The 19,676-nt window shown below is 35.9% G+C and carries 19 protein-coding genes; 7 read left to right on the forward strand and 12 right to left on the reverse strand.

Features of this window, described 5'->3' with window-relative positions:
* Positions 1-114: 114 nt before the first annotated feature.
* From ligA to dapA, 3 genes are read left to right on the forward strand one after another with little or no spacing between them, the layout of a single operon-like run.
* Entirely contained in the window at positions 115-2,130 is a 2,016-nt protein-coding gene (gene ligA / locus IEV85_RS23600) for an NAD-dependent DNA ligase LigA (RefSeq protein WP_188467737.1), read from the forward strand.
* Positions 2,117-2,668 (forward strand): DUF6913 domain-containing protein, encoded by a 552-nt coding sequence (locus tag IEV85_RS23605; RefSeq protein ID WP_188467738.1) that lies wholly within the window; start codon positions 2,117-2,119, stop codon positions 2,666-2,668. The genes ligA and IEV85_RS23605 overlap by 14 nt, the downstream gene beginning before the upstream one ends.
* Positions 2,637-3,536, forward strand: coding sequence for a 4-hydroxy-tetrahydrodipicolinate synthase (gene dapA, locus IEV85_RS23610; RefSeq protein WP_229712715.1), 900 nt, complete (start codon positions 2,637-2,639; stop codon positions 3,534-3,536). Before IEV85_RS23605 ends, dapA begins: the two co-directional genes overlap by 32 nt.
* Before the next feature lie 98 nt (positions 3,537-3,634).
* Here the strand turns inward: dapA and IEV85_RS23615 are convergent, their stop codons facing one another.
* Positions 3,635-4,480 carry an alpha/beta hydrolase family protein gene (locus IEV85_RS23615; RefSeq protein WP_188467740.1) on the reverse strand — a complete coding sequence of 282 codons (846 nt, stop codon included), beginning with the start codon at positions 4,478-4,480 and terminating at the stop codon, positions 3,635-3,637.
* Positions 4,481-4,532: 52 nt separating this feature from the next.
* On the opposite strand from IEV85_RS23615, the gene IEV85_RS23620 reads away from it, so the two are divergent.
* Complete coding sequence (locus IEV85_RS23620; protein ID WP_188467741.1) at positions 4,533-5,507, forward strand: polyprenyl synthetase family protein; 975 nt, start codon at positions 4,533-4,535, stop codon at positions 5,505-5,507.
* Positions 5,508-5,530: 23 nt separating this feature from the next.
* Here IEV85_RS23620 and IEV85_RS23625 read toward each other — a convergent pair whose 3' ends face one another.
* The 7 genes from IEV85_RS23625 to IEV85_RS23655 all read right to left on the reverse strand — a co-directional run bounded on the left by IEV85_RS23625 (position 5,531) and on the right by IEV85_RS23655 (position 15,286).
* Entirely contained in the window at positions 5,531-6,535 is a 1,005-nt protein-coding gene (locus tag IEV85_RS23625; RefSeq protein WP_188467742.1) for a response regulator, read from the reverse strand.
* A 1-nt stretch (position 6,536) separates the two neighbouring features.
* Positions 6,537-6,983, reverse strand: a complete 447-nt coding sequence (locus IEV85_RS23630; protein WP_188467743.1) for a response regulator — start codon at positions 6,981-6,983, stop codon at positions 6,537-6,539.
* A 2-nt stretch (positions 6,984-6,985) separates the two neighbouring features.
* Positions 6,986-10,987: a CheR family methyltransferase gene (locus IEV85_RS23635; protein WP_188467744.1), complete on the reverse strand. Its 4,002-nt coding sequence runs from the start codon at positions 10,985-10,987 to the stop codon at positions 6,986-6,988.
* A gap of 298 nt (positions 10,988-11,285) precedes the next feature.
* Positions 11,286-11,789, reverse strand: a complete 504-nt coding sequence (locus IEV85_RS23640; RefSeq protein ID WP_188467745.1) for a dihydrofolate reductase — start codon at positions 11,787-11,789, stop codon at positions 11,286-11,288.
* A gap of 29 nt (positions 11,790-11,818) precedes the next feature.
* A complete protein-coding gene (gene fmt / locus IEV85_RS23645; protein ID WP_229712717.1) occupies positions 11,819-12,736 on the reverse strand; it encodes a methionyl-tRNA formyltransferase in 918 nt (305 codons plus the stop codon).
* 118 nt (positions 12,737-12,854) lie between these two features.
* Positions 12,855-13,676 (reverse strand): 3-keto-disaccharide hydrolase, encoded by an 822-nt coding sequence (locus tag IEV85_RS23650; protein WP_229712718.1) that lies wholly within the window; start codon positions 13,674-13,676, stop codon positions 12,855-12,857.
* 119 nt (positions 13,677-13,795) lie between these two features.
* Positions 13,796-15,286, reverse strand: a complete 1,491-nt coding sequence (locus tag IEV85_RS23655; RefSeq protein ID WP_188467746.1) for a glycoside 3-dehydrogenase — start codon at positions 15,284-15,286, stop codon at positions 13,796-13,798.
* 521 nt (positions 15,287-15,807) lie between these two features.
* On the opposite strand from IEV85_RS23655, the gene IEV85_RS23660 reads away from it, so the two are divergent.
* Positions 15,808-15,996 carry a hypothetical protein gene (locus IEV85_RS23660; RefSeq protein WP_229712719.1) on the forward strand — a complete coding sequence of 63 codons (189 nt, stop codon included), beginning with the start codon at positions 15,808-15,810 and terminating at the stop codon, positions 15,994-15,996.
* Between the two features lie 81 nt (positions 15,997-16,077).
* On the opposite strand, the gene IEV85_RS23665 is transcribed toward IEV85_RS23660, so the two are convergent.
* Together IEV85_RS23665 and IEV85_RS23670 are read right to left on the reverse strand one after the other, a co-directional pair.
* The gene (locus IEV85_RS23665) at positions 16,078-16,776 is read right to left on the reverse strand and encodes a DNA-methyltransferase (RefSeq protein WP_188467748.1); all 699 of its coding nucleotides are present in this window, start codon (positions 16,774-16,776) and stop codon (positions 16,078-16,080) included.
* 66 nt (positions 16,777-16,842) lie between these two features.
* Positions 16,843-17,052, reverse strand: a complete 210-nt coding sequence (locus IEV85_RS23670) for a hypothetical protein (RefSeq protein WP_188467749.1) — start codon at positions 17,050-17,052, stop codon at positions 16,843-16,845.
* Between the two features lie 245 nt (positions 17,053-17,297).
* On the opposite strand from IEV85_RS23670, the gene IEV85_RS23675 reads away from it, so the two are divergent.
* Positions 17,298-17,921: a recombinase family protein gene (locus tag IEV85_RS23675; RefSeq protein ID WP_188467750.1), complete on the forward strand. Its 624-nt coding sequence runs from the start codon at positions 17,298-17,300 to the stop codon at positions 17,919-17,921.
* Positions 17,922-17,949: 28 nt separating this feature from the next.
* Here the strand turns inward: IEV85_RS23675 and IEV85_RS23680 are convergent, their stop codons facing one another.
* Complete coding sequence (locus IEV85_RS23680) at positions 17,950-18,291, reverse strand: hypothetical protein (RefSeq protein WP_188467751.1); 342 nt, start codon at positions 18,289-18,291, stop codon at positions 17,950-17,952.
* Positions 18,292-18,535: 244 nt separating this feature from the next.
* Between IEV85_RS23680 and IEV85_RS23685 the strand changes: the two genes are divergently transcribed.
* A complete protein-coding gene (locus tag IEV85_RS23685; RefSeq protein WP_188467752.1) occupies positions 18,536-19,126 on the forward strand; it encodes a hypothetical protein in 591 nt (196 codons plus the stop codon).
* Positions 19,127-19,188: 62 nt separating this feature from the next.
* Here the strand turns inward: IEV85_RS23685 and IEV85_RS23690 are convergent, their stop codons facing one another.
* Positions 19,189-19,548, reverse strand: a complete 360-nt coding sequence (locus IEV85_RS23690) for a DUF4238 domain-containing protein (RefSeq protein ID WP_262892167.1) — start codon at positions 19,546-19,548, stop codon at positions 19,189-19,191.
* Positions 19,549-19,676: the final 128 nt, after the last annotated feature.

Genomic DNA, 19,676 nt, shown 5'->3' on the forward strand with positions numbered 1-19,676 from the left:
AGGGCTATTCATGGTCATATTTAACATCTACAAACGTAAACATGTACCTTTTTTTATAAAAGTGCTGGAAACAGTCCGCATCTTGATTAGATTTGTACATTAAGTGAATCGACTATGGCGGATAAAAAGGAAATTCAGCAAAAAATTACTGAATTAAGAGATAAACTTCATCATTATAATTACAAATATTACCAGGAAAGTATCTCAGAAATACCTGATTATGAATTTGATATGCTTTTAAAGGAGCTTATCAGCCTGGAGGATGAGTATCCTGAGTTTAATTCCCCTGATTCACCCAGTCAGCGTGTAGGAGGTACAATAACGAAACAATTTGATACTGTAGTACATAAAATCCCGATGCTTTCTTTGGGTAATACTTATTCCAAAGAAGAGTTAGAAGATTTTGATAAGCGAGTAGCCAAGGGACTGGAGGAAGAATACGAGTATTTCTGTGAGTTAAAGTTTGACGGAGTAGCCATCAGCTTACACTATGAGAATGGTAGTTTAGTAAGAGCAGTTACCAGGGGGGATGGCACCAGAGGCGATGATATTACAAACAATGCACGCACTATCAGAACCATTCCCTTAAAAGTGAGAGGAGAGGATTACCCTGATTATTTTGAAGCAAGGGGAGAAGTATTTTTGCCAAGAGAGGGGTTTAATGAGATTAACAGAGAGCGAGAGGAAAACGGAGAAGCTTTATTGGCTAACCCGAGAAATGCAGCCTCAGGTACCCTTAAAATGCAGGATTCCGGTATAGTGGCTAAACGAAAGCTGGACTGCTACCTTTATTCTTATACCGGAGAAGATTTACCCATAGAATCACATGAGGAAGGGATAAAACAATTAGAAAAGTTCGGTTTTAATGTGTCGCAAACCTACAGGAAATGTCAGAATATAGAACAGGTTTTTGCTTTCATTAATGAGTGGGAAAGCAGGCGGGTTACCTTACCCCTCGATATTGATGGGATAGTGATTAAGGTAAATGATATAGGACAACAGCAGCAACTGGGTTTCACAGCTAAAAGTCCTAGATGGGCAATTTCTTATAAGTATAAAGCCGAAAGCAGTACCACCTTGTTGAAAGAAATTACCTACCAGGTAGGCCGAACAGGCGCAGTGACTCCGGTGGCAAATCTGGAGCCCGTTCTTTTGGCAGGTACAACGGTTAAACGTGCCTCATTGCATAATGCCAATGAAATAGCCAGGCTTGATTTAAGAGTGGGCGATACCGTTCATGTAGAAAAAGGCGGGGAAATTATCCCTAAAATTACAGAAGTTGATTTAACGCAAAGAAAACCGGGAAGCGAACCTGTTGAGTACATAACTCATTGTCCTGAATGTGGTACTGAATTAGTAAGGGCGGAAGGAGAAGCGGTTCATTATTGTCCCAATACAAAGGGTTGCCCACCGCAGATAAAAGGCACAATTTCTCATTATACCCAGAGAAAAGCAGCTGATATTGACTCAATAGGGGAAAGAACCATTGAATTGCTTTACAATAAAGGGTTGATACATAGTATTGCTGATCTTTATGATTTGAGTTATGATGACATCTATCAGTTGGAAGGCTTTAAGGACTTGAGTACTAAAAATTTACTTGAGGGGATTGAGGCATCAAAGAATATCCCTTTTGAAAATATCCTTTTCGGACTGGGTATTCGTTTTGTTGGAAAAACAGTCGCGGAAAAACTGGCTGCGCATTTCAAAAATATTGATAATTTGGCGCGGTCAAATTTTGAGGAGCTGATAGCAGTGCCTGAGATAGGGGAGAGAATAGCACAAAGCGTGGTGGATTATTTCAAAGACGAGGACAGTATTCAGCTTATTGAGAGGCTAAAAGCATCAGGATTGAAGCTTGAAATTGAAGAAAAGCAGCAGCTACAAGTAAGCAGTGTGCTGGATGGAAAATCTTTTGTAGTTTCAGGCGTTTTCACTCATTATGGACGCGATGAAATAAAAGAAGTTATCCAGCAACATGGCGGAAAAGTGGTATCAGCGATTTCAGGAAAAGTGGACATTTTAGTAGCAGGAGAAAATATGGGGCCTTCTAAGAAAGCTAAGGCCGAAAAACTTGGTGTTACGATTATTTCGGAGGAAGAATTTCAATCGATGATTGATCAAAAATAAAAATGTGGTAAGAGATACAGTATTAAAATATAAAATTGAGCAGGGGAGGAAATTAAATAGGTTTCTTCATAAAGCTTATAACTACAACGAACTTAAAAAAGTAGGTGTAATATTCTCGATCAAGGATTTAAAGAAACACGAGGCGGTTAAAAAATTCATTAAAACACTGGAAGCAGACGGCATTGAAGTAAAAGTTTTAGCTTATAAGCCGAAGGAAACACAAAATTTTGAATTTTACTTTAATTTCTTTGAAGACAAGGATTTTACTAGTTTTGCCAATATAAAATCGCATCATATTTTAAGTTTTTTGGATCAAAAGCTGGAATATTTATTTTGTCTTGATGATGATTTGAACCTTTACATGCAATATCTGTTGGTAAATTCAAAATCCAACGCCCGAATAGGCGCTTACCAGGATCAACCAAAGAAAGCGCGCTATTTTGAGCTGATGGTAAAACCTAACGTTGAGGGAGATACAAAACAATTAACAGAAGAGATTATTCACTATGTCAGAAAAATTTCAGGGAATGACCAATAAATTTACTGGGGTGGGCCCCGCATTGATTACTCCTTTTAAGGAAGATTTAAGTATAGATTTTGAAGGGCTGGAAAATTTATTGAAGCATGTAGCCCATGCAGATTACTGGGTAGTTCAGGGAACTACCGGTGAGTCAGCTACCACTACAAGGGAAGAAAAACAAAGTATACTGGACTTTGTTAAAAAGCACAACCCAAATAAATTACCGCTTGTTTACGGAATAGGAGGTAATAATACGCAAGGAGTGATTGACGAACTCAATACAATGAATCTGGATGGAGTAGATGCAATTCTTTCAGCAAGCCCTTATTACAATAAACCTTCCCAGGAAGGAATTTACCGTCATTATTCTGCCATTGCAGATGCTTCACCTGTTCCATTAATTCTTTATAATGTTCCGGGCCGTACTGCTTCCAATATTTCAGCAGGTACTACTTTACGGTTAGCACAGCATGCGAATATTATTGGTGTAAAAGAGGCTTCAGGAAACATGGAACAGTGTATGAAAATTGCTTCAGAGAAGCCGGAAAGTTTTCTATTGATCTCTGGCGATGATATGCTTACTACTTCACTTATTTCATTAGGGGCAGTGGGGGTTATTTCTGTAATGGCCAATGCTTTTCCTTCAGTTTTCTCAAAAATGACGCATTCAGCATTGAAAGGGGATTATGCTCAGGCAAATGAAAATTTATTTAAGTTACTGGATATCAATCCACTTATGTACGAGGAAAGCAATCCGGTAGGAGTAAAGGAAGTGCTTCATCAGTTTAAGATTTGTAAGCATTTTGTTCGTTTGCCTTTAGTGCCCGCAACTGTGGAGTTACAGCAAAAAATTAAAACTGCTTTGTCTGCTCATTCTCTTACATAATATATTTTATCCTTAGAGTCTTGAGGAACTCTAAGGATTTTTTAAAACTGCCATTTACACTGCCAAACCACTTCTTATAACGGCTTCCCTGTTTTACTTCAATCTTTCAAAAACTGGCTGCTTTTACTTACTATTTGTTTAAATAATTTTGGCAATTCATCTTCTTTCCATGGGTGAGCTGCTTCAAAAACGTGATTAGCTCCTTCAAATATTACTAATTCAGTATCGGGCTTCCATTGCTTTATTTGATGTGCCATCTCCACAGGTAAAGTTTCATCTGCTGTACCATGGAAATTCAATAGAGGCTGCTTCATTTCCTTAACAGCATCAGGAATTGACAGCCTTTCAGCGTTATTGATTACATCGTCATACAATTGTACATAAAGCGGCATTTTCTGACCGGTTCGGGCATTATCAATATACTGTACACCATTTTTTCTCCAGGCACTCAGCACTTCATCGGGATAGCGGGTGGTTAAATCGTTAATAGCTGCCAGTGTAACCACTTTTTTAATGCGCTCATCCTCTCTTGCTTTTAAAAGTACTAATCCACCTCCACGGCTATGCCCCATCAGGTGTAATGAATCAATGTCAATTTCATTCTCAGGTATTTCCACCTGACCTGAAACCACAGAGTCAATCACATCTTTCAGATCATTTAATTCAATAGTAAAATTGTTATTTCCAAAGGCTTCCAGATCAGCAAAATCCAAAGGGTTTTCGAGAGTTGTTCCATTATGGCTTAAATTTATTTTCATAAAAATGAAGCCTTGTTTGGCAAAGTTTTGGGACAGCAGATTGAAAACACCCCAATCTTTAAATCCTTTAAAACCGTGAACAAAAAGGATTAACGGTTTCTTAATAGAGCTAGAAATGTACTTAAAATCTGCAGAAATGGGCTTTTGATGAAGTGTGCTTGAAATTAGTATACTTTTTGAAATCATTTTGACTTTTTGAATTGCTTAAACATTGAATTGGTGGTAATATTGCGCTCACATGGGGAGTAAAATTAAAGAAATACAATTTCCAATCGCACATGAAATGGAAGAATTTGAAAAAAAATTCCGACAGTTCATGAAAAGTAATGTGTATTTGCTTGATAAAATAATGGGCTATATTGTCAAGCGAAAAGGAAAACAGATGAGGCCCATGTTTGTATTCTTATCAGCAGGGGTGCATGGAAAAATCAATGAATCAACTTACAGAGGAGCGGCTTTAATTGAATTGCTTCATACTGCTACACTCGTGCATGATGATGTGGTGGATGATGCCAATTACAGAAGAGGTTTTTTCTCTATTAATGCCCTCTGGAAGAATAAAATAGCTGTTTTAGTTGGGGATTATCTTCTTTCAAGAGGTTTACTGTTGTCTATTGATCATGGCGATTTCGATTTACTGAAAATAGTTTCTGAAGCTGTTCGTGAGATGAGTGAAGGAGAACTTTTACAGATTGAAAAGGCCAGAAAACTAGACATCACTGAGGACATCTATTATGATATTATCAGGCAGAAAACTGCCTCATTAATTGCATCATGCTGTGGTGTAGGAAGTCGTTCTGTAAGCGATGACGTTGATTTAAGTATTAGAATGAAGCTGTTCGGTGAAAAGGTGGGCATGGCATTTCAGATAAAGGATGACCTTTTCGATTATGGCAGCCAACAAATAGGTAAACCAACAGGCATAGATATTAAGGAAAAGAAAATGACGCTTCCTTTGATCTACGCCCTTAATAATGCTGATAAATCAGAAAAGAAGCATATTATTAAGCTCATTAAGAATAAAAGTGAAGAAAATGCTACGGTGAAGGAAGTAATCAATTTTGTGAGTAACAAAAATGGTATTGCTTATGCGGAAGAGGTGATGGAAAACTATCATCAGGAGGCAATTGCCATCTTGAAAGAGTTTCCTGAATCAGATTATAGAACTTCGTTGCAAGAATTAGTGAAATACACAATAGAGCGAAATAAGTAGAGCCTTTACCTGACTCATTTATTTCAGTCATCATCCCCGTATGTTCTACCTACAATATCCTTAATTACCTTGTCTATTTCATGGGCGGAATTAAGTATTTTGTCAAGAAGAAACTGTAATTCTTCAGGTAAAATAAAAGGCTCTTTTCTGTTTTGCATTTCGAAAACATCTATAAGGCCCATTAATCTTGTAAGAGGGGCCCGAACCATATGCGACTGTTGCCAGGCAATGTCACTTAATTTTTTGTTTTGATCTTCAATTTTGCTAATGTATTTAGCGCGCTCTGTAATGTCATTGGCTAATAGGAGAATAGCCTTTTTTCCTTTGAAATCAACCAAATTACCTTGTAAATCCACCATAATAGCAGGTTTATCCTTGCATTGATGCTCAAAAAATTCTTCACATTCAAAAGTTGAGTTTTCCAGGAAGTGGTCAACCATTTTGTCATCAAAATCCTTTTGAATTTCTCCCATATTCATGGAAAGGAACTCTTCTCTGGTGCAACCATACTTCTCAATTGCAGCTTTATTTACGTCCAGTATATTTCTTGTCTTTAAATCTACTACAAATATTGGCTGAGGGTTTAACTGAAAAAGTTCCTGATACCTTTCATAGGATTTTTGCAACTGAAGACCAATTTTTTGTCTTTCAAAAGTATAAGCAATGCTTTTATACAGTCCGGAAGGGGTCAGCGTATCTTTAAGCAGGTAATCGTAAACCCCCATCGTAAGAGATTTGACTGAAAATTCTATATCGGAATAGCCAGTAAGTATTATTATCGGAACTTGTTTTGTATGTGAACTGACTTCACGCAATAACTGCTCACCTTCTTTGTCAGGGAGTGTCAGGTCCAATAAAATGAGGTGAAAAATATCTTGTTGAAGCAACAAAAGGGCTGATTCGCATGTTTCGCAGAATTTTTGAGCTGCGTGGGGAAATTCCTGCTCAAGATAATCGCCCACCAAAAGCTGATCACCTTTGTTATCTTCTATAATTAATATCTTTAAAGGGTTTGGTATGGAGTTCATCTTATTTCACGTGTACTTTAGTAGGTAATTTAGCCAGATTTAACCAATAATCCTCTATGCTGCTCACTACATTTGAAAAATCTTCAACTTCTACAGGCTTTGTTATATAACTATTTACATAATTTTGGTAAGCCTCATCAATATCTTTGGAAGATGATGAGGTAGTTAAAATAGTAACAGGTATGGATTTAAAAGTTGCATGGCTTTTAATATAATGTAATACTTCATGCCCATTCATTTTTGGCAGATTTATATCTAAAACAATAATGTCTGGTGTTTCTGCTTTTTCGAATGGAAACTCTTTATTAAGATAGTTTAATGCTTGCTCACCATCATTCACAATAATCAATTCATGTTCCATGGAGGCATCTTCAAATGCTTCCTTTAAAAGCATTATGTCACCTTCATTATCTTCTACTAGTAAAATACGCATGTGTTTATTTTCCATATTTAAATATTCTTGCTAATTGAAAAATGAAAAGTACTTCCTTTTCCCATTGTACTTTCAACATAAATTTTACCCAAGTGGGTTTCAACTATTTTTTTACAAACGGAGAGCCCTATTCCATTGCTATCAGTATTCTCCTTGAAATTCAATGTCTTAAAAATTTTAAAAATATTTTGAAATTCTCTTTCAGGAATTCCTCTGCCATTATCTTTTACTGCAAAATTCCATTCGCTTTCAGCCTCTTCACAGGTAATTAGTATTACAGGTTTTTTGTCTGATCTGTATTTTATAGCATTACTGATCAGGTTCTGAAATAACCTCAGAAATAACGTAGGATATACATTAATTTCATTCACCTGAGTCCTTAGCAAAACGCTAGCTTTATTTTCTTTTATGGGTTGGCTCAGTATTGTTTTAGCCTCATTAATAACTTGTTTTAAATTAACAAGTTCTTTTTCTTCTGCTAAAACTCCCGTGCGGGAAAATTGAAGCAATGACTCGATAAGCTTATTCATTTTATCGCTAGCTTTAATAGCCACATCAATGTATTCAAGCACCGAACCATCCAACGTATCAGAGTATTTTTTTCGAATGAGTTCCATCATTCCTCTCACATTTCTCGCGGGTTCTTTTAGGTCGTGAGAGGCAACATAGGCAAACTCTTCCAAGGAAGCATTTACTTCTGCCAGGTTTTGATTTCGCAATTTTAAAAGGTCATTTAGTTTCTGAATATGCAAATCGTATTCATGTTGTTGGCTATTATCCTGTTGGATGGAAAAAAAGCCGCAGTGTTCATGGGCTTCGTTATATATTGGCTCACAATAAATTTGCATCCAGTATTTATGCCCTTTTTTTGTGTAATTGACTATTTCTACGCTGAAGCTTTCCTTTTTCTGTAATGCTTCACTCATTAAACGAATGGTTACTTTATCCGATTCTTTTCCTTGTAATAATTCAGCAGGCTTTTTGCCTAATATTTCAACTTCCTGATAGCCAGTAAGCTTCTCGAAAGCTTTATTAACAAAGGTTGTTTTACCTTCTACATCTGTAATTATTACAATATTGCTGGTTTGCCGTGCAATGGTAGAAAGTTTTTTAAGCTCTTCTTCATTTTTTTTCCGGAAAGTTATATCTGTTGAATTACTTAGGATTTTACTAAATTTCCCTTCCTTATTATAGATAGGCCTAAGTGTGGATTGGATCCATACTTCATGTCCATTTGCATGCTGTATCTTAAATTGAAGCGATGCGGTGCTTTCTTTGCTTTTGGCCTCCTTAAAAGCTTTGGCTATTTCCCAAATATGTTTTTTGTTATTTACTAAATCTATAAAATTTGTCCCTATTAATTCATCCGGTTTATATTGTAGAATTTCATAGACAGAAGGTGAAATATATTCAATAATGCCATTTTCATCGTGAATAGTAATCAAATCTGTAGCACTCTGGGCAATTAATTCAAAAAGTTCATTTTTCCTGGCAAAGCGTTGGGTAACTTTATAAAGAGCCTCATCTGACAGATTAAGTTTTCTACTAAGTTCACTGTGAAGGGTTACTTCTATAAAGGAGAGTATAATTCCCTCTACTTCATTTTTTATAGTTTTGAAAGGCATTATCTTAATTAAGTATTGCCTGTCATTCGTATCTTTTGTAACAGCTTCAAAAGGATTTAAAGTGCGAAGCACTTCTTCCACTTTACCTACAAGGTCTTCGAGGTCAACGCGGCCTCTGAAATGACTAATGTGCCTACCTTCATCTTTGGGTACCAGATTTAGAATAGTTTTAATAGCCGGGGTAAAGCGCCTGATATTTAAGTTTTTGTCAAGGAAAACAATAGCAATTTCTGTGCTTTTAAGCAGATTGTTTATATCATTATTAGCATCCGTTAGTTCATTAACTTTTTCCTGAAATTCTGCATTTACTGTATATAATTCTTCATTAACTGATTCAAGTTCTTCGTTAGAGCTTTGGAGTTCTTCATTGGTGGATTGTAACTCTTCATTACTTGATTCAAGCTCCTCAATAGTACTTTGTAAATTCTCTTTACTGTGTCTTAATTCGTTTTCAAGAAGACTTATTTTTTCAGCACCGGCCATGTCAAGAGCTACTGTCTCTTTGGCATGCTTTGGAGTTTTATCATTTTCCTGAAATGAAGCCACCAACATAGGAGAATCCCCCTGAGCATGAATAAGGGATATATAAATATTTATCTTTTTGCTAATGTAAGCATGGCTAATTGAAGGCGGAACAACCAGGTTTTTCAACATGACTGTTTGCTGGGAGGTTTTAACCTTATTTACTGCCAATTCAAAAGAAACCTGCCATTCTTCGGGGAGCATTTTTAAAATATGAGTATTAAACTCTCCTACAGGTAATTTTAACCATGAACTTACCTTTCCAGTTGTATGAAATAGCTCATACTCCGGTGTAAATGCAACGGAGTCTGGTACAAATTGCTGAATTAAGAAATTTTGCAGATTTTCAACTCTCTTTTTAGGGCTAACAATGTGATTTAAATTATGTGATTCTTTGTTTTGCTCAGGCAGTTTTTTACGAATGTTTTCAAATTTAATTCTTTCTGTTTTTTGACCAGGTCCCTGTAGTGGACTGCTGTTAATATAGATTTTATGTTTAGGATCAAAATCAGTAAAGTTTTGTCCCATTTTTCCTAAAGATTCACTAATTCCCAATAAAAGAAAGCCTTCCTTTTTCAGTGCAATGCGAAAGATAGAAAACAGCCTCTGTTGTATATCAGGCTTAAGGTAGATGAGGAAGTTTCTACAACTTAAAAGATCAATTCTACTAAAAGGTGGGGATTGGATTAAATCATGCACTGAGAAAATAATCATATCCCTGATTTCCTTGGCAATTCTATAACCTCCATTGGTAGAGATAAAGTAAGATTGTAAAATGTCTTTGTCTATTTCTGCTACAATACTTTCAGGAAATATTCTGTCACTGGCAGTTTTAATACATTCCTTATCCAGGTCAGTAGCAAAAATTGTTACGTCATATTGAAGGTAGTTTCTTTTAAGATAATCCTTAACTAATATAGCTATAGAATAGGCTTCTTCGCCTGTGGAGCATGCAGCAGTCCAAATTCTTAATTGTTTGGTTTCGCGGGCATTTTCTACCAATTGAGGAATTACCTGTTGCTGTAAAACGTCAAAAACATGTCTATCTCTAAAAAACCTTGTTACACCTATCAAAAGCTCTTTTGAGAGCAATCCGCCTTCATCCAGATGGGATTTGAGATAGGTATAGTATTCTTTCAGAGAATTAATACCCAGGAGCCCTGAGCGCCTTACAACCCTTCTGTATATAGTGGAATGCTTGTATTCCGAAAAATCCATAGCTGTTTGATGCTTCAGCTCGGTTGTAATTTTTTTTAAGACATCAATATTTTCTTCTATTAGAGAATCACCTTTAAGCTTTTCTGATTGGATAAAAAAATAATGAAGTGCCTCCGGAATACTTTCAGCAGTAAGTATTTTATCTACAGCACCTGTGGCAATAGCATTTTTGGGCATTCCATCAAATTTTGCTGATGAAGGATCCTGTACTACTACCAGGCCCCCTTTTTCCTTGATTGCTTTTACTCCTTCGGAACCATCACTTCCTGTACCAGAAAAAATAATAGCTGCGCAATATTCACCTAAATCTTCAGCTAAACTTACTAAAAAGGATGAAATAGGAAAGCTTAGCTCTTTACTTGCTTTCTCACTTAATAAAGTCTTGTTATTAGTTATTTTGACAAATTTCTTTGGTGGGTTTAAATAGATATGGTTTGCTTTAAGCTCCATACCATCCTCTATTATTAAAATAGGTAAATCTGTGTGGCGAGCTAGTAGCTCATCCATTAAACTTTTATGATTTGGGGCAAGGTGCTGAATAACTACATAAGCAAATCCGCTATTATTATCAATTTGCTGAAAGAATTGCTCGAGTGATTCAAGCCCTCCTGCAGAAGCACCTATTCCAATTACAGGTATTATTTTTTTGGGCATACAATATTCCTTCTCAGTATCAGTAAAATCTTTTGCTGCACGCTACTCCACATTAATTAACCCTTACATTTGGTTGAATTTTTATAACAAGACTTCAGGTATTCTATTAAACTGTTGAATTAAAGTAAAATTTAAGAACAACAATGACATGATAACCATTTTTTTTTCAAAAAGCTAAAAAAAAATGGTTTACTTTAAGTTCACTATTGTATATTATTGAATTTTTGTTGTCGTTAAATTGTTAAAAATCGATTGCATAAATTACCCCCAACAATTAATCCCTAAAGCTTGGCAGTAATTACTTTTTCTCTAAAATCACGTAATCAAAAGGATAGGCATGTCTATCATCGGCAGGATGTTTCACCCTACTGGTTTCTAACCAATTATCTTGATTAATTTCAGGGAAAAAGGCGTCTGCATCTTCAAATTCAGCAAAAACTTCAGTGATGTATAGCTTGTTCGCCAGTGGTAAACAGGCTTTATATATTTCTCCACCTCCAATAACAAATAATTCTTGCTCATTATTTTCCCTGGCAAAATCAATCGCATTTTGTATATCGTGAAACACTTTTACTCCATCGTGGTTCCATTTTTGGTTACGGGTAACAACCATGTTTACCCTTTTAGGAAGTGGTTGGTATTGCTCGCCTAATGAGTCAAAGTTTTTTCTCCCCATTAATATATGATGGTTACGTGTTTGATCTTTGAAGTACTTTAAATCATCAGGCAGGTGCCATATCATATCATTATTTTTTCCAATAGCACCATTCTGTGCCCTTGCTACAATCATCGATATTATCATAATAAATGTGAGTAAAAGTGTTAAAAGCCTTATAGTTTATTTCCACGGAAAAAATCTTCCACCTTCATTCTTTTCTTTCCTTCTTGTTGAATTTCCGTTAAGGATAAGACCCCTTTTGCGCATTGAATGTTTAAAAAGAATTTATTATCAGTGTCAATTTGCCCGGGTATTCCTGTTTTATCATTATTAATGACCTCAGAAGCATGAATTTTATATTTTTTGTCATTTAAAACGGTCCAGGCTGTGGGAAAAGGGTTTAACCCTCTGATGAAATGAAATATTTCTTCAGCACTTTTCTTCCAATCAATTTCAGTGTTCTCTTTAAATAATTTAGGGGCATGCTTTAACTGCTGATCTTCATTTTGAGGCTGTAAATCGTATTTTCCGTCTTCTATAAGCTTAACGGTTTTTAGTACCAGTTCAGCACCTTTCTCCATCAGACGCTCATAAACGGTACCCGTTGTATCTTCCCTGGAAATTGCTTCTTTTTCCTGTAGAATAATATTTCCGGTATCTATTTCGTGCTTTAAGAAAAATGTTGTCACTCCGGTTTCTTTTTCACCATTCATAACAGCCCAATGAATAGGAGCGGCCCCTCTGTATTGAGGAAGGAGGGATGCATGTAAATTGAAGGTTCCCAGGGGAGGCATACTCCAAACGGCTTCAGGAAGCATACGGAAAGCTACCACCACTTGTAAATCGGCTTGGTATGATTTCAATTCTTCAATAAAGGAAGGGGCTTTTAGGTTAGTTGGTTGTAAAATAGTAAGTCCGGCTTCTAATGCATATTCTTTCACCGGGGATACGGATAACTTCTGGCCTCTGCCTTTAGGCTTATCCGGAGCAGTGATAACAGCTACTACATTGTAGTTGTTTTCTACCAAAATTTTAAGTGAAGGCACAGCAAACTCAGGTGTGCCCATATAAATTATCTTTAATTGCTTCATACAAATGCAAAGTTAAAGGTATTGTTCTTAAAAGCTTTAACAGGAGGGTAAAAAAAGTAAAGCATAAAAAAGCCATCCGGTCTATACAGGATGGCTTTAGTAAGTTGAGCTTGATTAATTAAAGCTGCTTAATTTTTATGTTTCTGAACCAGACATCATCTCCATGATCCTGCAATCCAATATAACCTTCTTTGGCTACTTCTGCCCAATTTTCATTCAGTTCAGGGAATTTACTTTTGGCTACATCTTCTTTCCATTGTGGAGTCCAAAGGTGATACTCAACAACAGTTTCACCATTTAATTTGTGCACCACAGTACCGTTGTAAGAAATTACTTCAGCAGTATTCCATTCACCTACCGGGTTTACAGCACTTGCAGGTTTTGCAGGATACAAGTCATACAAAGAACCAGCTTTTCTGTTACCGTCCGTACCGAGCATAGCATCCGGGTGCTTTTCATTGTCCAATACCTGCATTTCAGGAGCAGTTTTCCAGATATAATCATATTTATCTGATTCCTGACCTAAATAGAAAATACCGGAATTACCACCTTCTGAAATTTTCCAGTCTACTTTTAAGTGGAAGTTGCCATACTTTTCATCATAAAGTATATCTCCACCATTTTCAGAACCCGCTTCACCTCTGCCGGATGCTGACATATAAAGTGTACCATCTTCAACTTTCCAGTCTGATGGAAATTCTTCTGACATATATCCTCTCCATCCGTCTGTGCTGGTGCCGTCAAATAATAATTTCCATCCTTCTTCCTGTTCTGCTGCACTCAAGCTATTTGGAGCAGTGCTCTCTTCTTCCGTTACTTCTGAAACAGCAGTAGAATCAACTGCTTCAGTGTTTTCGTTAGATTCTTTTTTGGTGCTATCGCAAGCAAAAGCCACTAATGCAGCTGCTGTAAAAGCCCAAAATGATTTTCTCATATTCATGTTCATGTTCTTTTTAAATTTTAAGATGAAATTACCAAACAAAAATAAAATTCAGCACAAATTTAAAAATTAATGCGGAGTGCTGAATTTTAATTTAATCGAATTGGCATTAATTATAGTTAGTAAGACCAACCTTTTCTGTAAGGTCTTTTTACGTAATCTTCAGCCGCTTTTTTTGCATTGATTGTTTCGTATTTAGTGTCAAATCTTGGATCACCATCTACTACCTTAAAGCTATCAGTGCTTACCACTCTTATTTGTTCATCCTCACCAATGTTAGTGATTTTCATGTTCTTGGCATCCCAGTTCAGCTTTCTTCGTAAATCCTGAAGCCTTACTGCAAGGTTACCTGCCACTACCACCTCATTTAAAGGACCGGCATAGCTGAAGTTTGAGCTTGGTTGTACTCTGTTTTTCTTGTTTTCTTTAGCTGCTCTTACCCAATCCATTTCATGGCCACCTTCCATAGCTTTAGGGATTCTTCTCAATTCATTAGTTACCGGAGGTGGGTTATCTTCTCTTCCAATAATAAATGGATCCATTGCGTAGGTTCCGCAAATAAGAGTGCCTTTAGTACCATAAAAAATAGCACCACCCCAGCCTCTTTGATCACCCGGGTACATACCTTCTTTTAAGCCTTCGGGTCTGTCGGGTTTCAGTCCGCCATCATACCAGGTAAACTCTACAGCTGGCATATTAATTTTACCTTTTTTAGGTCTTTCACCGAAGTAATAAGTTACTTTTTCAGCCATAGGGGCACTTTCTGTATTCACTTGTGTGGAAGTAGCTTCAAATGCATAAGGGAAACCTAACTCTAGAGCTTTATAAACAGGATCCATAATATGGCAAGCCATATCTCCTAAGGCTCCTGTACCAAAATCCCACCAGGCACGCCAGTTCCACGGTGTATAAGCAGGGTGGTAAGGCCTTTCAGGTGCAGGGCCGAGGAATAAATCCCAATCCAAAGTACTTGGTACCGAAGCAGATTCTGTAGGACGTTCCAATCCCTGTGGCCAGATAGGCCTGTCAGTCCATGCGTCTACTTTAGTTACATCACCAATTTCACCATTCCAAATCCACTCGCATACTTTGCGCATGTCGTCTGATGAATTTCCCTGGTTACCCATTTGGGTAGCTACACCAGTTTCTTTTGCTATTTCAGCCAGCTTTCTTGATTCGTATACTGAATGAGTAAGAGGCTTTTGAAGATAAACATGCTTACCAGCTTTCATGGCATCTCTTGCTGATACATAATGCGTGTGGTCAGGAGTTGCGATTACCACAGCATCAATTTCTTTGTCCATTTCCTCCATCATTTTACGATAATCCTTGTACTTTTTTGCTTTAGGATAATCGTCAAAACATCTTTTAGCATATTTCCAGTCAACATCTGCTAATGCCACAATGTTCTGTGAATTCATGTTTCTCAAATTAGCACGGCCCATTCCGCCAATGCCTATTCCTGCTATATTCAGCTTATCACTGGGAGCTGTGTAGCCCAGTCCGGAGACCACATGGCTGGGTACAATTGATATACCCGCAGTTGCTAAACCCATATTTCTTATGAATTTGCGTCTGCTCAAGCCACTTTCTTTTTCTAAATCGTCCATATTAGTAGTTTTGATAATTTGTTTTAATTGGAATGAAATTAGAAAATCCTTTTAAGAAAACATAACATATTATTGCGAATTTAAATTTTGCTAAAAGGATTTAGCTATTAACTAATTGATTTACAGTATAAAATTTGCATATTTTACAAGGTTTACATTTTACTCAGATATTGATAAACGCATATATTTTAGGATAAGTGGTTGAAGAAGTGTTTGGGGATATTGTCTTTAATAGGGGAGGGAAGAGGGCTCTGGTTTATTCAATAGTAAGACTTTGATATTAGCTCTTAACTTTCATGGTGATTTGCCAGAAATGTTGTTTGCAATAAAAGACAATATTTAAAGCTTATGCATAAAAAAAGCCTCTCGAAATCAATCAAAAGGCTTGGTTTAAAGTTCCTTACAAAAAATATGGTGGTGAATGGATAGATAACAATGATAGCATAGAAGAACATTTAGTACAATATCGTTTGCTGTGGGTATGGGGTCGTTATGAAGACGGTGTTACTTCAAAACAAGTGATGGAGGCAAAAAAAGACAGAAACAGCATTAAGGAATCGATGCAGCCCCTTTCAGGTATTGTAAGAACTACGGATGATTATATAATAGACGACAAGGAAGCGGGGTTTGATAGGCTGAGCATGATTGTCGAATTTGTTGCAACAGTTGCAGATTTGAGAAATTATAAGATTAACAACATATTAGAATGAAGAAGCGGAAGAGAAGAGAACATATCAAATGTCATGATAGATAAAAAATAGAGAGCTTAATTACCGAAGCTCTCGATTTTTTTATGTTTCAATTTTATGCTCATTTATTCTCTTCTTTGCTACCTTATAATAATGCTCATCCTTTTCTATTGCAATGAAATTTCGCCCAGTATTCATAGCTGCCACAGCTGTGGTGCCTGACCCAACAGTGGGGTCGAGTATAACATCCCCTTTATTCGAATAATATTTTATTAGCGTCTCCACCAATTTGACAGGTTTCTGCGTGTGATGCAGAGCATTTTGATATTTATCACTCTTAAATTTCAGCACAGACCGTGGATATCTTTCCGTAGAATCGTAATCCTTAAATTCTACTACCTTATTCCAAATATCCGATTGAATGGATTTTCGGGAATCAGCCTTAACTGTTTTCCTTGCGTGACCTTGGGATTTAATAGGATTGTACGTTGGTAAGGCTCTATAAAACACCAAAATGTTTTCATGGGTGCGCAAAGGCATCTTATTAGCATTGTAAAAACCCGTCTGATGGTGCTTTTCCCAAATTAATTCATATCTGAATATTTTTTTTTGAGACAGTGCTAATTCTTTGTCGAACGGACTTTGTGCAAATAATACTATGGCAGCATTTTTCTTACAAACTCTCAAGAACTGTTCCCACATCGGCTCGAAAGGGATTAGCTTATCCCACTTGGCGTTACTGACAGCATAAGGAAGATCTGCACAGATCATATCAATGGAGCCATCAGGAATGGCTTTCATCACTTTAAGACAATCACCCTTATAAACGTGGTTAGGCTTTAATTTGGAATTTAAATAAGCAGGCAGTCACTGCGGTTTTCTACCAACGGCAGGTTTTTTATATCCTTTAGGATAGGGATCAAATTCCTTGTTTTTGTAATGATCTTCCAAAATATTTTGCAACACATCCTTGATACTGCGCCTGCTCCAAAATGCATCTTTTTCTAATTTATCAGCAAGTTCTGCATCTAAGACAAAAGTTTTTCTTACCTGTTCAATTTGATCAGTTTGAGACATTCTTAAAAGTTTAAAATTAGTATAATTGAAGGATGCAAACATACAATATTTTTAATATGCATTCTATCTATTTAAGAAAAAAAGATATAAGAATGTGTTGAATATGTATAAAATGTATTCATGCAAACATATCAAATTTAGAGTATACATGAGATTGATATGATTTCTCAATTTTATAATTAGCATATTTCGAGAATATAGACTATATTGTATCATAAATAGGTTAAAGCTAAAAATGACACAATATGGATATTTGTATATATGGCAGAGTAAGCAGTGAGGGACAAGATTACAATCGGCAATTAATTAACATAAAAAAAGTTGCCAAAGAACGGAATTGGAATGTTAGAAGAATATTTACTGATAAAATATCAGGTAATGTTCAGTCGGACAGTAGACCAGCTTTTAAGCAAATGGTTGAATACATGGAGAGCAATGGTATTACTATTGTGGCGGTATCAGAGGTATCGAGGTTATCTCGAACTGTTTTGGGAGTTCTTCAAACCGTTGAAACCTTACATAAAAATGGGATAGGAGTTTATGTTCAACAGTTCAATATGATTTCTCTTGAGCGTAATATAGAGAACCCGATGGTGATGTTGCTACTTCAAGTTCTTGCAATGGGAGCGCAGATGGAAAATTCCATTAGAGCAGAAAGACAGGCTCAGGGTATTGAAATCGCAAAATTAAAAGGTAAATACAGTGGTAGAAGTAAGGGAGCGAAAAAATCAAGGACTGCTTACCTCAATGATTATAAGGATGTCACAGAGCTACTTGAAAAAAGTGATTTATCATTAAGGAAAATTTCAATTCTGACAAATCATTCAATTAATACAGTTCGAAAAGTTAAGAAATTATTGATCAATTAATATTGGTAACGATTTGCTTTTAAATCTTTCAAACCTTAACATATTCCTCCCAATTAAAGAGGTTTCTGTACTCCTCCATAAAATCCTTGGAAAACTTCACGTGGATAGCATGGAAGGTTGAATATTCGTCAAACGCTGATTTGACTCCAAAACAGTATTCACCTGGTTTCCTATTCAGAAGGCATATGTGGATTTCATTCTCCAAATCTCCTAATCTTACAACCTTATCTAATAAATGATCCTTAGCATCCTTTAGTAAAGTTATTTTAACAGTATACAGTACTGAGTCATTTATAAATCTGAATTCGGTAAATTCATCATAATTAAGTCTCTCGATACTTTTATTGAATTGGTGTGAAAAAGAGATCATGATGATTGCTTAATTTTTAATACCCTTTCTGTATATGCCTTGACGATTAATGAAAACAAATCAATCTTGCTAAGACTATTAATTCTTCCTTTTTTCATCAGATGTATTCGCACCTCTTCAATTTTAATATAATCCTCTTCTCTTATTTTAATACTTTTCATAAGCGGTAGAAACGTTCCTTTTTCTACTTATATATCAGAGTGTGGGGTGCCTTTTTTGATATATACTTAAAAAAGAAAACAGAATGAAAGTTATTGTCAATAACCACGGCATTAAGGATATAGATGAACAGGATATTTATCCATCCTACCTTCATCCTCATGCCTATATTCAAGAAGGTTCAGAAAAGAAATATTTGCATTGCGCACAATTCATAAAGGGTATTAATATGTATTCTACTTATTATGCACAAAACCATTGGAAGAATTATTCAGGAGAAGTTTATGACTGTGATAGTAAAAGCAAGATTGATTTTAACAAAAAAGTAGTATTCCAAAATTATGTTCTTAATAATGATGAAATTATTCCTGCGGACAAATTGGAATTTCTTGGTATGATTAATTTTGAATTTGCCTCTGAACATTTTTTTAAAATTTCCGAAGGCATTTATCCTGTCTACAAGAGCGAAGATGTCGAAGCTATTATAGATTTTGGTCAAGAATTTGCTGTTTTTAAGCTTTATAGTTTAAAGGATTTCGAATACTTTCAGGTGGAACCCAATAGAAATATCTGTTGGCATATCAAAGATGGAATAGAGCAAGCGTTTATCTCTGAAAATCCTGTTACTAATTTGGTGAAGGATTATAGAGTAGCTAAGATTCAATTTCTGCTTTAAATATAGGAGGATAATTTTATCACCATTTAAATTCCCAAATACTAAATGACTTATTGATCTTATTATTCATCTAACCTATAATCAGTTTTTCCTGGGAAAATAATTAATTGGTCTGATTTGCTAATAATTTCCTCATTCACCATTAATTCATACTCATCTTCTGAGAACACATCAATGGCTTTGTAGATGCCTTTATTCTTCAACCTTCGTAATGAAGTTAGTTTTTCTGAATTTTGATTGAAAAAATAAGCTAAATAATTTTTTGACAGCGGAAGGAATACTTCTGTGTCATTGCTAAATAAACCTATTTTCCCCTCTGATTGATTTGGCTCAAATGTAACGGGATTATCTGATGTTAAAAATTGCTTATCTTCGGGTGCCTCAATAATTACAAGATTGAATGTTTTTAAATATTGAAATATGGTAACTACTCAGGTACCAAATTAGCAGTAATAGCCAAGCAATCAAATATGTTTTTGTTTCTTTTGATAATGGTATCTATTACAGACCTGATAATTGCGAAAGAACGTGCACCGGATTCAGATCTAAA

The organism is Marivirga lumbricoides (genome assembly GCF_014636295.1).
In the GTDB taxonomy this organism is placed as follows: domain Bacteria; phylum Bacteroidota; class Bacteroidia; order Cytophagales; family Cyclobacteriaceae; genus Marivirga; species Marivirga lumbricoides.

What these genes read in the sequence shown, in the direction of transcription:
- ligA (WP_188467737.1), top strand. Translation starts at nt 115, where the DNA reads ATGGCGGATAAAAAGGAAATTCAGCAAAAAATTACTGAATTAAGAGAT.
- dapA (WP_229712715.1), top strand. Translation starts at nt 2,637, where the DNA reads ATGTCAGAAAAATTTCAGGGAATGACCAATAAATTTACTGGGGTGGGC.
- IEV85_RS23615 (WP_188467740.1), bottom strand. Translation starts at nt 4,480, where the DNA reads ATGATTTCAAAAAGTATACTAATTTCAAGCACACTTCATCAAAAGCCC.
- IEV85_RS23620 (WP_188467741.1), top strand. Translation starts at nt 4,533, where the DNA reads ATGGGGAGTAAAATTAAAGAAATACAATTTCCAATCGCACATGAAATG.
- IEV85_RS23625 (WP_188467742.1), bottom strand. Translation starts at nt 6,535, where the DNA reads ATGAACTCCATACCAAACCCTTTAAAGATATTAATTATAGAAGATAAC.
- IEV85_RS23630 (WP_188467743.1), bottom strand. Translation starts at nt 6,983, where the DNA reads ATGGAAAATAAACACATGCGTATTTTACTAGTAGAAGATAATGAAGGT.
- IEV85_RS23635 (WP_188467744.1), bottom strand. Translation starts at nt 10,987, where the DNA reads ATGCCCAAAAAAATAATACCTGTAATTGGAATAGGTGCTTCTGCAGGA.
- IEV85_RS23640 (WP_188467745.1), bottom strand. Translation starts at nt 11,789, where the DNA reads ATGATAATATCGATGATTGTAGCAAGGGCACAGAATGGTGCTATTGGA.
- fmt (WP_229712717.1), bottom strand. Translation starts at nt 12,736, where the DNA reads ATGAAGCAATTAAAGATAATTTATATGGGCACACCTGAGTTTGCTGTG.
- IEV85_RS23650 (WP_229712718.1), bottom strand. Translation starts at nt 13,676, where the DNA reads ATGAATATGAGAAAATCATTTTGGGCTTTTACAGCAGCTGCATTAGTG.
- IEV85_RS23655 (WP_188467746.1), bottom strand. Translation starts at nt 15,286, where the DNA reads ATGGACGATTTAGAAAAAGAAAGTGGCTTGAGCAGACGCAAATTCATA.
- IEV85_RS23660 (WP_229712719.1), top strand. Translation starts at nt 15,808, where the DNA reads ATGGAGGCAAAAAAAGACAGAAACAGCATTAAGGAATCGATGCAGCCC.
- IEV85_RS23665 (WP_188467748.1), bottom strand. Translation starts at nt 16,776, where the DNA reads ATGAAAGCCATTCCTGATGGCTCCATTGATATGATCTGTGCAGATCTT.
- IEV85_RS23670 (WP_188467749.1), bottom strand. Translation starts at nt 17,052, where the DNA reads ATGTCTCAAACTGATCAAATTGAACAGGTAAGAAAAACTTTTGTCTTA.
- IEV85_RS23675 (WP_188467750.1), top strand. Translation starts at nt 17,298, where the DNA reads ATGGATATTTGTATATATGGCAGAGTAAGCAGTGAGGGACAAGATTAC.
- IEV85_RS23680 (WP_188467751.1), bottom strand. Translation starts at nt 18,291, where the DNA reads ATGATCTCTTTTTCACACCAATTCAATAAAAGTATCGAGAGACTTAAT.
- IEV85_RS23685 (WP_188467752.1), top strand. Translation starts at nt 18,536, where the DNA reads ATGAAAGTTATTGTCAATAACCACGGCATTAAGGATATAGATGAACAG.